The sequence below is a fragment of the Bacillus sp. JJ1474 genome (assembly GCF_036965225.1).
Classification (GTDB): Bacteria; Bacillota; Bacilli; order Bacillales; family Cytobacillaceae; genus Cytobacillus.
Genome location: NZ_JBALPC010000123.1, coordinates 1 through 14483 on the forward strand (window position 1 = coordinate 1; position 14483 = coordinate 14483).

12 protein-coding genes are annotated in these 14483 nt (G+C 36.6%); 4 read left to right on the forward strand and 8 right to left on the reverse strand.

Going from position 1 to position 14483, the window contains the following annotated elements; genetic code table 11:
- The first annotated feature begins 406 nt into the window (after positions 1 to 406).
- Entirely contained in the window at positions 407 to 1771 is a 1365-nt protein-coding gene (locus tag V7164_RS15845; RefSeq protein ID WP_335354557.1) for a trypsin-like peptidase domain-containing protein, read from the forward strand.
- A gap of 184 nt (positions 1772 to 1955) precedes the next feature.
- Here the strand turns inward: V7164_RS15845 and V7164_RS15850 are convergent, their stop codons facing one another.
- From V7164_RS15850 to V7164_RS15860, 3 genes are all read right to left on the reverse strand, one after another.
- On the reverse strand, positions 1956 to 2957 hold the full coding sequence (locus tag V7164_RS15850) for a hypothetical protein (RefSeq protein WP_335354558.1): 1002 nt from the start codon (positions 2955 to 2957) through the stop codon (positions 1956 to 1958).
- 170 nt (positions 2958 to 3127) lie between these two features.
- Positions 3128 to 4366: a serine/threonine transporter SstT gene (gene sstT, locus V7164_RS15855; protein ID WP_335345003.1), complete on the reverse strand. Its 1239-nt coding sequence runs from the start codon at positions 4364 to 4366 to the stop codon at positions 3128 to 3130.
- Between the two features lie 651 nt (positions 4367 to 5017).
- The gene (locus V7164_RS15860) at positions 5018 to 5515 is read right to left on the reverse strand and encodes a pyridoxamine 5'-phosphate oxidase family protein (RefSeq protein WP_335354559.1); all 498 of its coding nucleotides are present in this window, start codon (positions 5513 to 5515) and stop codon (positions 5018 to 5020) included.
- Positions 5516 to 5785: 270 nt separating this feature from the next.
- On the opposite strand from V7164_RS15860, the gene V7164_RS15865 reads away from it, so the two are divergent.
- The 3 genes from V7164_RS15865 (at position 5786) to V7164_RS15875 (ending at position 10231) form a co-directional block, all read left to right on the forward strand.
- A complete protein-coding gene (locus V7164_RS15865) occupies positions 5786 to 7570 on the forward strand; it encodes a sensor histidine kinase (protein ID WP_335354560.1) in 1785 nt (594 codons plus the stop codon).
- Positions 7545 to 8282, forward strand: coding sequence for a LytR/AlgR family response regulator transcription factor (locus tag V7164_RS15870; RefSeq protein ID WP_335354561.1), 738 nt, complete (start codon positions 7545 to 7547; stop codon positions 8280 to 8282). Before V7164_RS15865 ends, V7164_RS15870 begins: the two co-directional genes overlap by 26 nt.
- Positions 8283 to 8425: 143 nt before the next feature.
- On the forward strand, positions 8426 to 10231 hold the full coding sequence (locus tag V7164_RS15875) for a carbon starvation CstA family protein (protein ID WP_335354562.1): 1806 nt from the start codon (positions 8426 to 8428) through the stop codon (positions 10229 to 10231).
- A gap of 42 nt (positions 10232 to 10273) precedes the next feature.
- On the opposite strand, the gene V7164_RS15880 is transcribed toward V7164_RS15875, so the two are convergent.
- The 5 genes from V7164_RS15880 to V7164_RS15900 all read right to left on the reverse strand — a co-directional run bounded on the left by V7164_RS15880 (position 10274) and on the right by V7164_RS15900 (position 14357).
- Positions 10274 to 10549, reverse strand: coding sequence for a CC/Se motif family (seleno)protein (locus V7164_RS15880; RefSeq protein WP_335344334.1), 276 nt, complete (start codon positions 10547 to 10549; stop codon positions 10274 to 10276).
- A gap of 106 nt (positions 10550 to 10655) precedes the next feature.
- On the reverse strand, positions 10656 to 11051 hold the full coding sequence (locus V7164_RS15885) for a VOC family protein (protein ID WP_335344335.1): 396 nt from the start codon (positions 11049 to 11051) through the stop codon (positions 10656 to 10658).
- 35 nt (positions 11052 to 11086) lie between these two features.
- Complete coding sequence (locus tag V7164_RS15890) at positions 11087 to 11458, reverse strand: VOC family protein (protein ID WP_335344336.1); 372 nt, start codon at positions 11456 to 11458, stop codon at positions 11087 to 11089.
- A 48-nt stretch (positions 11459 to 11506) separates the two neighbouring features.
- The gene (locus V7164_RS15895; protein WP_335347460.1) at positions 11507 to 11929 is read right to left on the reverse strand and encodes a DUF1801 domain-containing protein; all 423 of its coding nucleotides are present in this window, start codon (positions 11927 to 11929) and stop codon (positions 11507 to 11509) included.
- A gap of 268 nt (positions 11930 to 12197) precedes the next feature.
- The gene (locus tag V7164_RS15900) at positions 12198 to 14357 is read right to left on the reverse strand and encodes an Ig-like domain-containing protein (RefSeq protein ID WP_335347461.1); all 2160 of its coding nucleotides are present in this window, start codon (positions 14355 to 14357) and stop codon (positions 12198 to 12200) included.
- Positions 14358 to 14483: the final 126 nt, after the last annotated feature.

Below are 14483 nucleotides of genomic sequence, written 5' to 3' on the forward strand. Positions count from 1 at the left end.
GTCCCTCAGCTACTCTTGATAAGAGATAAACTATTTAATTTTTCAAATTCCTTAGATACAAACTTTACTCTCATTTAATCATATTGTCAACAAGATTTAGAAAAATGACTAATTTAGGCCCACTTTTTCATTCTTTGAAGTAAAAGGCCGTCCGTCCTTTTATTTTCCCCTGTTACAAAATCAGTCATATAATGTATTAAATAGGTTCCATAGTGATTATTTGTTTTTAATAGTAACTCATTCAAATAATTTCTACGGAAAGCATCGTTCCAGTCCTAGAACTTTATTTTATCTCTTTCCCCTACTTCCACTTCATTTCACCCCAATATTTTCCTTTTAAACTAGGAACTTTTGCAAAATTAAATTATAATTACACTAGATAACTATTTGAATCGGGAGTATGGATATGATAGTGAGAACTAAGCCTTTAAAGTTTAAATTGAAAGAAACACGAAATCCTCTCGAAGATTTTATGTTCCTTAGCAAAATTGATCATTCTGCCGTTACGAAAGAAGTTATTTTTCTTAGGTACATCGGAATTCCTGACACTGTTCAGCATTACATTGAAAACATTCTGAAAATAGACCGCTGTTTTTCATCAAGTGTGCCGGCTGTTCCTTACTTACGACTGCAGCGACTTGAAGGTATTTCAAACAAAAATGAAATTTCCAGACTTACAAAGGTTTGGGAGGAATGGGATGCAATCACCAATGTTGCTGTCATGAATCCTCATTTACTTCATCAAATACCCCTTTGCAGCCAATTAAATAACGATAGCCTTGAATGGACAAAAAAACTTATTTTTGTGGAGATTCTGTCCAAGTATAGAACATTGCATCTACAATCCAATGACACACAAATTAAAAACTTTGCAGTTAAATTTTTGAATTGGATAGAAATTTATTTACCTAAGCTTTTTGAAGGTACAAGCATATCTCCAAAAGTGGTTTTTATCGGAGATATTAAGCTGCATGAGCTATTATTCTTGTATTTCCTGTCCCGTCTTGGCTGTGATATTTGCTATATGAACCCGAAAGAAGATATGGTTCATTTGTATCCTGAGATAGAAAAATTCTCAACTTTATATAAATTCAGCACACTGAATTCAGATCAGATAACTATTCCTGATTTGACAGCACCTTCAAGCATCTCTGCTAAAGAAAATCTGAAACAAATTCCAACTAAGAGCAGAGAATTCAACTATGAGGAGCTGGCAGGTCTATCGAACTCCGTAGTCATGATTAAAAGTTTTGATGAGCATAATAAAATATTATGCAGCGGCTCTGGTGTTGTCATTCATAGCAAAGGGTATATCTTAACGAATCTGCATGTGGTTGCGGGCGGTCATCTTTTTTCGGTGCTCTACGAGAATGAAACCGAAGAATATCTAACAGGAAATTTCATTAAATATCATCAGCAATATGACCTGGCTATTATTAAGGTTGATAAAAATTGTGCTCCTCTCCCTGTAAAAACGGATGGCAACTTAGTGCGAGGACAAAAAATTGTAGCTATCGGCAGCCCATTAGGATTGTTTAATTCCGTCTCCGATGGCATTGTATCCGGTTTCCGGGAAATTAAGGATATCCCTATGATCCAATTCACTGCTCCAATCTCTGACGGAAGCTCTGGCGGCGCCTTGCTGGATATGTATGGAAGGCTAGTGGGGCTAATCACTGCGGGCTTTGACAAGGGACAAAATTTAAATTTAGCCGTACCTGCGGAAAATATATATCATTTTGGGCGGAATTTTATTGAGCATACGGACTAGGTTTCGCAAATAAATTGAGTGGTTTCGTAAACAAAGTGGAAAAAACAGAATAAAATGCCTGCCTCCTATCGTTTTCACGATGGGGGTAGGCATTTTTATCATTAATTTATCTTATTTAGGATTTATAAAAGTTCCTATTATAAAATAGTTGCACTAACTCTCTCCATTTAATCAAATTGAAAAATTAAAGATTTCTCCCATTAAGAATCGTATTCACTTTTCGAAGCTTTTCCTTTATATTAGGGTGAATTTGATTCTCTTCTTCTATAATCAATTTGTCACTTTCATCGTCATTGAACACATCATGAACTTGCCTTAACTGGTTCATTTGCAATGATGTTGGGGGATTCATCCCCATTTGGTTTAGCAAATGAACTGCGCTCTCTAATGAAACATGAAGATCCGGGTTCAACAGCCTGACAGTTTCAAACAACCACTGTGCTCTCCAAAGGTCAACAAGGATTGGATCAAAAATCGCAGCTCGATCCTTTTGTTCCTGTAGATTATCGTCACTAGCTTCTAAAGCTTTCACCGCTTTTTCAGTAAAAGCCAGTTCCATTAGTTCGTACGCTTCCTCGAAAAAGGCGTAGGAAGCAGGTGGATTATATTGCTGATTTATATTTTCTTTTTTATAAAAAGTTTCTTTAACAAATCCCTTTGTTTCATGATCGAATGTAAATTTATGAATAAAAATATCTGAATGCCACGTCTCTAACATTACAATACCGGGTTTTCTATCAAAGGTTGTCGTACTAATATCGACTGACCCCAATTGAACAAAATTATCAAAAAGGGGATACGTTTTCTCACCGTCTTTCACAACTAACAGCCAGGTTTCTCCATCATCCCATGCAAACAAGCCATTTTCCATTTTCCTTGCGTTGACATATAGTTCAATTATTTCTTCCTCACCATCCTGATCGATATCAAGAGTTGTTTCCTTATATAGCGATTGCGGATATTTTTCAATGTCCTTAGCTAGAATAATAGAGTAATCATTGTTCACCTCAAGAGCTTCCTTTTGTTCCTCCACTGTATTTTTCAAGTCTTCATTTTCAATGGAAAGCCGCTCAATTTGTTTTTTTAAGTCATTTATTTCTTTAGCTGGGTCTGCATTTACTTGATTGGTGCAGCCAGCAAGTATTCCGGCAGTTAAAATTACTATACCGGGTAAGTATCTCTTCATTTTCCAATCCCCCTTTAAATATTAATTTATCTCTTTCACCTATATAAATTGACGTAAATAATAGGAAAAAGTATCAATATTTTCAAAACATTACTGGTATTTATTCATAAAAAAAACTGCACCTCCAATGTTCGTCAATTCTAACAATGGAGATACAGCTCAATTCTACTTTATGCAATTTTTTTAATCTCTATTGTTTTCCCCTCTTTACGCCACTCTTTATATTCAGCGGCTGCTGTAAAGATAACATCTGTAGATGAATTAATAGCTGTTTCAACAGAGTCTTGAATAACACCGATGATAAAGCCTACTCCAACTACTTGCATAGCCACATCAGCAGGGATTCCAAATAAGCTGCACGCTAAAGGAATCAGTAATAAAGATCCGCCTGCAACTCCTGAAGCACCACAAGCACATATAGCAGACACCACACTCAGGATAATGGCTGTAGGAATATCGACTTGAATCCCAAGTGTATGAACCGCTGCAAGGGTCAAAACAGAAATCGTCACGGCAGCACCAGCCATATTGATCGTTGCCCCTAATGGAATCGATACTGAATAACTATCCTTATTCAAACCAAGATTTTCACATAATCTCAAATTTACAGGAATATTTGCAGCTGAGCTTCGTGTAAAGAATGCAGTAATACCACTTTCCTTTAGGCACTTAAAAACAAGCGGGAAAGGATTTTGTTTTATATACACAAACACGATGAGTGGATTGACAACCAACGCTACAAAAAACATACAACCTAGTAAAATAGCAAGTAACTTCCCATAGCTAAGTAAAGCATCAATTCCACTTGTCGTAATGGACTCAAATACTAGACCCATAATTCCTAATGGTGCACACTTAATAACCCATGTAACCATTTTGGTAATAGCATCTGAAAAATTAGCAATCATTGTTTTTGTCGAATCGGCGGCATTTTTTAAAGCCAAACCAAGTAGTATTGCCCAAGCTAAAATACCAATATAGTTCGCATTAAAAATCGCCTTCACTGGGTTATCAACAATGTTCATAAGCAATGTAGTTAGAACCTCAACAACACCGCTAGGAGGCGCCACGTCCTCAGCACCCTTTACAAGCGTTAAGCTTACAGGGAATATAAAACTAGCAATTACTGCAATTAAGCCAGCTAAAAATGTTCCTAAGAGATAAAGAATGATAACGGATTTCATATTCGTTTGCTGACCACTTTTGTGTTGCGCAATAGCTGATATACCCAAAAAGAGTACTAATACAGGTGCAATAGCCTTTAACGCACCTACAAACAATGTGCCAAAAATGGCAATCGGTTTTGCTGCTTCTGGGATCGTTAAAGCTAAGATAATACCGATAATCAAACCTATGATTATTTGTTTAACTAAGCTTAGTTGATTCCACTTTTTTAGTAAGCTTTTCATAGATGTTCCTCCCTAGGTGTAATAATTACGATAATATGAATATTGCATAATACATTTCCTCGAAATTCCATTTCAAAAGGACATTTGTCTTTCTATGAAAAGTATTATATGGTTTTATTCGATATATTACAATACTATTATTTTTATTAACATTATTCGGATTGTTCAGATAAAAAGTGGGAAACCTCTAGATTTCTGGTGATTCTTGGTTTTAAAATATTATTATTATTATAGTTATTTTACTCCAAATTGCGTTGTTCCTTTTACTAGGAAGATAGTAAAGATTTTTACAACGGGCCATGTTGGAGGTTTTTACTGGAAATGGATCTTGGAAACTGAAAAATTAGACCTGAACTTTCAAGAGAGGACACTGGTACCGTTATTTACCGAAAAAGGTTGTTTTTTTAGAGGTAACGGACTCTAGTTCCGCTATCCCTAGAAAAGTAAGCAAATTTCTCATGTTTATCATTAATAACGGAATCTCTGTCCTTTTCATTTATCAAAAGTGTGGATTATATTGAATAAAGGATTCTCAGTCCGCCAAATAAAACAAAAAGGCCTATCACCAGTTCAGACTTTAAATTTTCCCAAAAAAGTCGCCTGACCCCATGCGTACTAAAGAATTTCCGCATTTGGGATCAAGCGCACTCGTTAATGATTTAATCCTTCACTTAATTTACCAGTAATCTTATCAATTTGTACTTCAAATAACTCCGTTTTCGAAAGGGTTGGGTATCCTTTTTCAAAAGTCCATTCTGGATCCCCATACTTTTCCATTAACCGATCATAGAACCATTCTTTCTGCTTGTCATCTTCAATATGCTTAATGATTCCAAATAAAACTACGCTTGTGTAGACGAGTGCAGATTGGCACGCAAATTTTTTACCTGGATGAACATCCCCCATCTCGCTAACCTCGATACAAATTTGCGGATTTTTTTTGATATTTGTCCAAAAATGACTCTCCCACAAATTTCCTATATGTAGGTATAGTTTGTTTCCGTCCTCATAAACATAGACAAATGGGATTACATATGGAAACCCATCCTCCCCCACTGTCGCCACATGTGCGACCTTACCCATTTTTAAAAAATGATAAGCACTTTCCTCCGTCATTTCCCGCTTCTTATTATGAATTAAACCTCTCAACTTCCTCACTCCTTGCTTTTTTAGTATCCCTTGTACACAACCCCTTGGGTATGCATCATAATATTGCTAACAATACTCGCATTCGTTTGGATAATATCCTTTCAACTTTAAAAATATTCCTATTCTCCTAGTTTATACTTAACGTGCCATAATCCTTTTTAAGAGCTTATCTAAATGAATTGGCAAACAATTTCATTTTTGCAGAAAATTTCCTCAACATTTGGTAGAATAAAATTTAACCAATCATACGTATCCAAGGGACGGGTGACAATGTTCAATTTAGTGCCATTAATGCTTGAAAAAGTCGGGATCATTGTTATTGTTGCTTTTTTACTCTCACAAATGAGATCATTTCGCCAAATCGTCTTAAAGGAACACAATAAAAATGAGAAAATCATGCTCATTTTACTTTTTGGCGCTTTTGGAATAATTAGTAATTATACAGGTATTGAAATTCATCAAAGTTCAATAAATAAAGCAGGGTGGCTTTCTTTTATTGACTCAGAAAGTGCTATAGCGAATACGAGAGTAATGGGGGTCGTCATAGGAGGCTTGCTCGGCGGTCCAATGGTGGGAGTAGGTGCTGGCCTAATCGCAGCAGTTCATCGATATACACTCGGCGGCTTTACGGCATTTTCTTGTTCAATTTCTACTCTTATTGCTGGGTTAATTGCTGGATATTTTGGCAGAAGACGAAAACTGAAAGGGAAAAAGATCACGGCTGCGTATGCGGTTATGATAGGTATGACGTTGGAAGCGTTACAGATGCTGATCATTCTCGTGGCTGCCAAACCGTTTGAACTTGCATGGGCTCTCGTACAAGTTATTGGCTTTCCAATGATTTTTGTTAATGGGTTCGGAACATTATTGTTCATGTTCATTATTCAATCTATCATGCATGAAGAAGTACGTGCTCGTGCGAACCAAACGAATCTTGCCTTCAAAATTGCCGATCGAACTCTGCCTTTTTTTCGCCAAGGCTTAAATACACATTCATGTAAAGAAATTTCGGAAATCATGCTGAAGCTGACAAACGCCGATGCGGTCGCTGTTACAAATGACCATCAAGTTTTGGCTCATGTTGGGATCGCTTCAGATCATCATATTCCTAATGAAAAACTTGCGACCGGGTTGACTAAAAAAGTGCTTGGAAGCGGTAAGATTGCCATTGTCAAAACAAAGGAAGATATTTTTTGTTATCAGCGGAATTGCCCATTAGAAGCGGCAATTGTCCTACCGTTAAAAGTCAAAAACAAAATTGTTGGTACATTAAAAATGTACTATAATCAGCCAGAATATCTGGATAAAGTGCAGGAGCAATTAGCAGAAGGCCTTGCTAATCTGTTCTCTACACAACTAGAACTTGCCGAGGCTGAACACCAGGCGAAATTGTTGAAGGATGCAGAAATAAAAGCACTGCAAGCACAAATTCATCCGCACTTTTTATTTAATAGCATCAATACAATCTCAGTACTATGCCGTAAAGATGTAAATAAAGCCCGTCAATTACTTTTAGACTTAAGCTCATTTTTCCGCGGCAATCTTCAAGGAGCAAGGCAGATGCTTATTCCTTTAGAGAAGGAATTAGAGAATGTACGGGCCTATATCTCATTAGAACAAACCCGTTTTCCAAATAAGTATTGCATTGCATTTCAAATTGATCCAGGACTCGAAGAAGTATATATTCCACCATTTACCTTACAGCCTTTAGTCGAAAATGCCATTCATTATGGATTTCCGCGAAGCAAAACCGAAGGAAAAATTACTATTCGGATTTTTCATAAGAATAATCAATTGAAAATTATTGTTGCAGATAATGGAGATGGCATCCCTAAAGATAGGATAAAAGTGCTTGGCAAGCAAATTGTGAATTCGAAAAAAGGAAATGGAACAGCCCTCTTTAATATTAGCGAACGTCTTAAAGGGATCTATAACGGGCAAGCGAGCTTAACAATAAAAAGTCAAGTGGATAGTGGATCAACGATCACGATTTCCATTCCGCTCGACAGTAAAGGAGTTTTTGAAAGAGATGTTAAGAGCTTATATAGTGGATGACGAGCCATTAGCTAGAGATGAAATCAAATACTTGCTTATTCGCAGCAAACAAGTTGAAATCTTAGGTGAAAGTGATTGTCTAGAAGATGCGGTTGCTGATATTTCTGAACTTAAGCCTGATCTTGTTTTCCTTGATATTGAACTAGCCGAAGATAACGGATTAAGCTTAGCAAAACAATTAGAAACTTTAGATATAACACCAGCAATAGTTTTCGCAACTGCATACGATGAGTATGCACTGCAGGCCTTTGAATTAAATGCAGTCGATTATATTTTAAAGCCCTATGAAGAAAATCGTATTCAAAAAACGTTAGATAAAATTAAAAAAATGCAAAAAATCGGTAATCAGGATATTCCTGCCTACCCCTCATTGAAAAATACCCGTAATGGAAAAATAGCGGTCAATGTTGATGAAAAATTTATTTTATTAGCCTATGATGACATCCTTTATTTAGAATCCAGCGAGGGAAAGTGTACAATTAAAGCGCTAGAACATACATACAAAGTTAGTGAGGCACTTGTCGTATTAGAAAAAAAGTTAAATCAAACACAATTTCTCCGTGTTCATCGCAGTTTTATTGTGAACGTAGATCACATCCTTGAAATAGAGCCTTGGTTTAACTCGACATACAATTTAATTATGAAGGACAGTTCCAAAGTTCCAGTTAGCCGAACCTATGTTAAGGAATTAAAGAAACTAGTCGGTTTTTAAAATATATCAGAATTTTGCAACTCATCAGTAAATTAATGTAATTCAACATTCGATTTATGTATTTTATCTTGAAATTGAAATAATAGCGCTTTCATTTTGTATGATTAGTTTGTATTCATACATTTTGAAGGAGGATTGTATAAATGAGTGCTCTTACAATCGTTATTGGTGCTATCTGTATACTCTTAATTGCTTACCGTTTATACGGGACATTTATGGCGGCAAAGGTTTTGAAGCTTAATGAATCTAAACCGACTCCGGCTCATAAATTAGAAGACGGGCAAGATTATGTACCCACGAATAAATGGGTTTCATTTGGTCACCATTTTGCGGCGATTGCTGCAGCGGGGCCGTTAGTTGGTCCAATCTTAGCAGCTCAATTCGGTTATCTGCCAGGTTTGCTTTGGCTCCTAATTGGTGCTGTCATCGGTGGAGCTGTCCACGATTTAGTTGTTCTCTTCGCCTCTATGCGCAGAGATGGAAAATCACTATCGGAGATCGCAAAAGAAGAACTCGGCCCTGTTGCTGGATTCTGTACAGGTTTAGCAATGTTATTCATTATAACGATTACAATGGCAGGTCTCTCTTTAGTTGTCCTAAGTGCTTTAGAAAGAAACCCATGGGGAACATTTGCAGTAGCTATAACGATTCCCATTGCTATGGGGGTTGGATTGTATCATAAGAAGACAGGCAATTTAAAAGTTGCAACGATAGTTGGTTTCGGTTTAATTTTGCTGGCAGTATTCTTGGGGCCGAACATCCAAGGTACAGCTTTAGGTGATTTCTTAACACTTGAAAAAAGCACTCTTGCCCTTGCTCTGCCAATCTATGCATTCTTTGCTGCTGCGTTGCCTGTATGGTTTTTACTTGCACCGCGTGATTATTTAAGTACGTTTATGAAAATAGGGGTATTTGTTGCATTAATTCTTGGTGTATTCTATGTGAACCCAGCTGTTCAATTCCCTGCCTTTACAGAATTTATTAATGGCGGCGGTCCTATTATTGCTGGTCCTGTGTGGCCGTTCGTTTCCATTACGATTGCTTGTGGAGCAATCTCTGGCTTCCACGCATTCGTTGGTTCCGGCACAACTCCGAAAATGATCAATCGTTGGAGTGATGCTAAAGGAGTAGCTTTCGGATCCATGCTTGTAGAATGTTTAGTTGCAGTTATGGCGTTAATTGCAGCAGTATCTTTACAGCCTGGAGATTATTTTGCCATCAATTCAACACCGGAGAAATTTGCAACACTAGGTATGGAAACTGTTCATCTAAACCAGCTTAGTCAAGATATTGGGATGGATCTTGAAGGTAGAACGGGTGGAGCCGTTACCCTTGCTGTAGGGATGACGTATATCTTTACGGAGATTCCTATTTTCAAAAATATGGCATCCTTCTTTTACCAGTTTGTTATTCTTTTTGAAGCCGTTTTTATCTTAACAGCCATTGATGCAGGAACCCGTGTTGCCCGCTATTTGATCCAGGATTTCGGCGGACAATTTATTAAACCTTTAAAACGGACAGATTCATTGCCTGCGAATATTACCGCCAGTGCTTTAGCTTGTTTATTCTGGGGATATCTACTCTATTCCGGCGACATCAGTTCCGTTTGGGCATTATTCGGAGTATCCAACCAATTAATGGCTTCCATTGGTCTGATCATCGGTGCGACTGTAGTCCTTAAGATTGCTGATAAACGTTGGTATATGCTGACATGTTTAGTCCCTCTATCTTATCTCTATGCAACTGTAAATGTTGCAGGATATTGGATGGTGAAAAATGTCTACTTAAACGCAGATAGTGCTGGTTTTAACGTATTAAACGGTACGCTATCCATCATTATGCTTATCCTTGGATTCGTCATTTTAGTTACTTCCATTAACAAGTGGATTAAGCTATCCAAACTGCCACAGGCTGTTCTTGTAGAACAATCAGAGAGAGAAATTGCTTAATAAAACAGCACCCAATCCTCCATGATTGGGTGCTGTTTTTTATTAATGAAGCTTTGCTGAGATAGATTTTAAGAAGCTCATACCGGATAATTTTAGCGTCAGTTTTTCCTTGGCCCGAATATGTTTTTGAACATATATTGATAGATTACCAACCATATATTCATTATAATGATTTAAGTTTTGAGGTTTTCCCGGCACTGCAACTACTTCTTGAACCCCTGGTGCACAGCAACCCTTTACATCGAGCGTTTTTACAGTTAATTGGCTTCCCTTAGCCTCTATCCAATTCCTTGATTCAGCATCTATTTCAACATTCATAAACAATCCCCCCATTTCAATCCTTTTATACGAAAAAAGGCACCTGTTCCTAGGGAAAGGCACCTTAGCTAAATAAATTCTATGTAATCATTGTTTTAAAAATACCTTATTTTGCATTAACATCAGGCTGATGCAATCCGAAAATATTTCCTTCTGTATCCAAATAATATCCTTGCCACGCCATTCCTGGCAATGCATATTTTGGCAATGCGACTTTTCCGCCATTATTAAGAATTTTAGCTTCCGATTCATCATAATTCTCAACGCCAATTGTACAAACATATGCATTTAAAGCTTGATTTACTTCAGGTGCAGCACTTTGCCGCTGCATTAATGCACCATTGATTCCTAGTTCATCTTCACTTCCTGTCACTACCCCAAAGTAAGGCATTCCAGCAAATTCGCTCCAGTCTTGAAATGTCCAGCCAAATACCTCACCATAAAACGTTTTTGCCTGTTCCATATTATTTACATGAATTTCAAAATGAACGACTCTTCCCATCATTAACCTCCTAGAATATTCAATAGATTTTATTTCTACCTGTGTTGATCAACAAGGATTAGATTACCATCTGGATCCTCAATCATAAAGCTGCTTGGACCTTTAGTTTCTAAATTTGCTTCCTGAATAAAGTTTATTCCCTTTTCTTTAAGTTCTTCTTGTAATACCCTTACATCCTTAAAAGGATTTACCTCTTCAGCATTCTCGTCCCACCCAGGATTAAAGGTTAATATATTCTTTTCAAACATGCCTTGAAATAGGCCAATAATACAGTCTTCATTTTTCAAGATTAACCAGTTTTGATCGATATTTCCACCAAAAACATTAAACCCTAGTTTCTCATAAAATGTTTTTGATGCATGAATATCCTTTACCGTCAAACTAACAGAAAATGCCCCAATACTCATGTTTTTTCTCCTTTCACCAGATAATAGAATACTTGCTTTAATTAAATATCACTTTTTAGGATATTTATTCTCTAAGTAGTTAACAGATTGTTTGATTAGCTTCTTTAATATTTCTAAATCTATGTCATCTAGTTTATTAATATAAACACAAGCTTTACCTGTTGTATGTTTCCCAAAAAGCTCTAGTAATTCTTCTCGTTCTTTTTCACCCAGATTAAAATATAAACTAATTTTTGCTTTACGAGGTGAAAACCCTACAAGTGGTGCATCTCCTACGTGCCCAGATTCATATATGTAATGGTAAGAACCGAACCCAATAATACTAGGCCCCCACATTTTGGCCGGAAAACCTGTCACTTCCGTGAAGATATCTAACAAGTCATATGCATCTTTACGCTTTTTGATATTTTCGACTCTTTCGATAAATTCAATGACACTACTATCAGTTTCTTTCGTCTTCAGTTCATACATTTATGCATCCTCCTTTTACTATTATTTTTATAGAAATATTATCTTCCGCTTCATTTATTTACCAATGTTATATTAACTATACTGAAAATCGAAGAATTTTGAAAGCTAAATGAGTGTTTCGCAAACAAAAAGAGTCGTTTCACAAATAAACTCCCAATGAGTTAATCCATTCTTATGGAAAAGCATGGAATAGGATGAGGGCTGTCACAAAAGTCACTTTTATGACAGCCCTTTTCATTTTTACATGCACATTAAATGTACGTGTTTGTTATTTAGTAACAACTTTTATGACAGTTGATTCACTATTGTTTCCAGCCTTGTCTTTAGCCACAACATTTAGGCTTGTGCCTGCCTTTTGGGCTTTAATCTTCACAGTGAACTTCCCTTTTGAATTTGCTTTTGCTTCCCCTAATAATGTTTTCCCGTTATAAACTTGTACAGTAGCATCTTTTTCAGTTGTACCTGTAACTGATTTAGATTTTGCTGTTACTTTATCTACTTTAGGAGCTTCAGGTGCAGTGAAATCTGGCATGTTTGTTAAAGAAGGCAGACCAGAGATATAACCAATACCGCCTGTTTTATTAATACCAATTTGTTCGTCAACAGCTTTAAGTAAATCATCTTTATTAACAGCTGTAATTGACTTAGCATCTACCTCATCACCAGGATGCTGGAAATTGCTGAAAATGTATGAGAATCCATTGCGGTCGTCAGCAGCAAATAATCCAGTTGCTTCCGCTCCTGCTGGAACAGATAAGACACGATCTAATTCTTTCGTATCAACATTATAAGCCCAAACGTAGTTATTTGTGTGAGCCCCACTATCTTCACCAATAAAGAGTGTTCTCATTGATTCAGAGTAACTTAAGTTATCTGGATTGGCTACTTTATCTACATTTGCAGTGTTTCCAAATGAATCAGCTTCTTTTAAATCTTCACCAACAACTAATCCAGACATTGATGGTGCTACATAAGAGCTATTAATAGCCTTTCCTTCGCTATCCTTTTGGCCACCTTGCAAATCTAATTGATATGTTACACCGGATTTAATTTTCGGTAATTGAATATGGTCTACTGGGTCTTTTCCTGTTGAATCTTTTTCCATAGCCTTACTTTGATCGGAAATTGCAATATATACTTTTTTATCCTTTTCGTTTAGTGCTACACCTTCCATTTTGTTAAATTCTGTAGTCGCACCAAGAATGGCAGCGTAACGGCGAGTTTCAAGGAAGGCTGCTGCTTTTTCTTTGCCAGGTTTAAGTTTTAGGTACTCAACTTTTCCTTCATTTGCGTATGTTTTAATAGCTGTAAAACCTTCTTTAGGCGCATCTGAAGTTTCAAAAATATCATTGAATGTAATCCCACTATCAATAATATTTTTTACTTCTCTATCGGTTGCATGTCCTAAATTAATCCATTGTAAATCGCCTGAGCCACCGTTTTCAGTACCTGTTTGTTTAAATGTTGCGGCATATAGTGTACCTGATGATAAATCTTTTTCTTTGTCAGCCACATACATAAACATTCCTGTATTACCGCCATCATCCCCGTAAAATACAGTTTTGTTATCAGGCATGACTTTAGCTAACTCATGAGAGAAACGTCCTGTACTGTAATGTTTTACAACTGATGTTTTCCCGTTCTTTTCTACTGTAATTTCAGGAGTGTACCCATAAAAATAAGGATTCGCCTTTGCTTTATCTCCAAAATAAAATTGAGCGAATGTTTCAACTTGACTTCTTACTTTCGAAGTTGAATCTAAGAAAAGACGTGCATCTGGTTCGTACTCTTCAGAACCTAAATGTGTATTCCAAGGAGATAATGATCCGTTACATGGAATCCAAAGTCCATTTACTGCTGAAAAATCAATTTTTTCTACTTTTACAGGTTTCAGTTCACCTGTTTTTTTGTCCTGTTCCAACTCAGTTAAAGACATAGATGCAGGAACTAAACCGTATGCTGATTTACCAGCAGCATCAATGGTTTGATATTCATAATGTGTAACCATATAAAGTTTGCCGTTAATGGGCAGCATTAAGCTGTTTGAATCCGGAGCATCGGAGACAAAGTATTTTCCGTCTGCGCTGCTTGGATCCTTAATTGGATTTCCTTTTACATCAATTGGTGTACCTGCAGGGATTTTTTCCCCTTTAACAGTTGCTACCTTATCTTCCGATTTAAATAGGTAGTTGTAGGACAACGGAAATGTTTTTACTTTTCCATTGCTATATTTCACATCAACTGTTGCGGTTGTATACGTTTTTACCATTTCTTCAATAGTAGATGGTGCTTTCATTCCATTAAATTTAACAGCTTCTATTGTTATATTTTTCTGAGCATTCACTGCTGTCGGTGATAATGCTGGGACTGTAATAGCTAGAGCAAGTGCTAAAGTAGCACCTTTTTTCACAAGTTTGTTATTAATCATCTAATAATCCCCCTAGTAGTAGAATCTTTGGTGCAATTCTATTAAACTGTATGAATGTTAATGTATTGTTGATTTTATTTTTATTTTTTATATACATTTGATGAACTAGGGGCTCTTTTTTGTAAC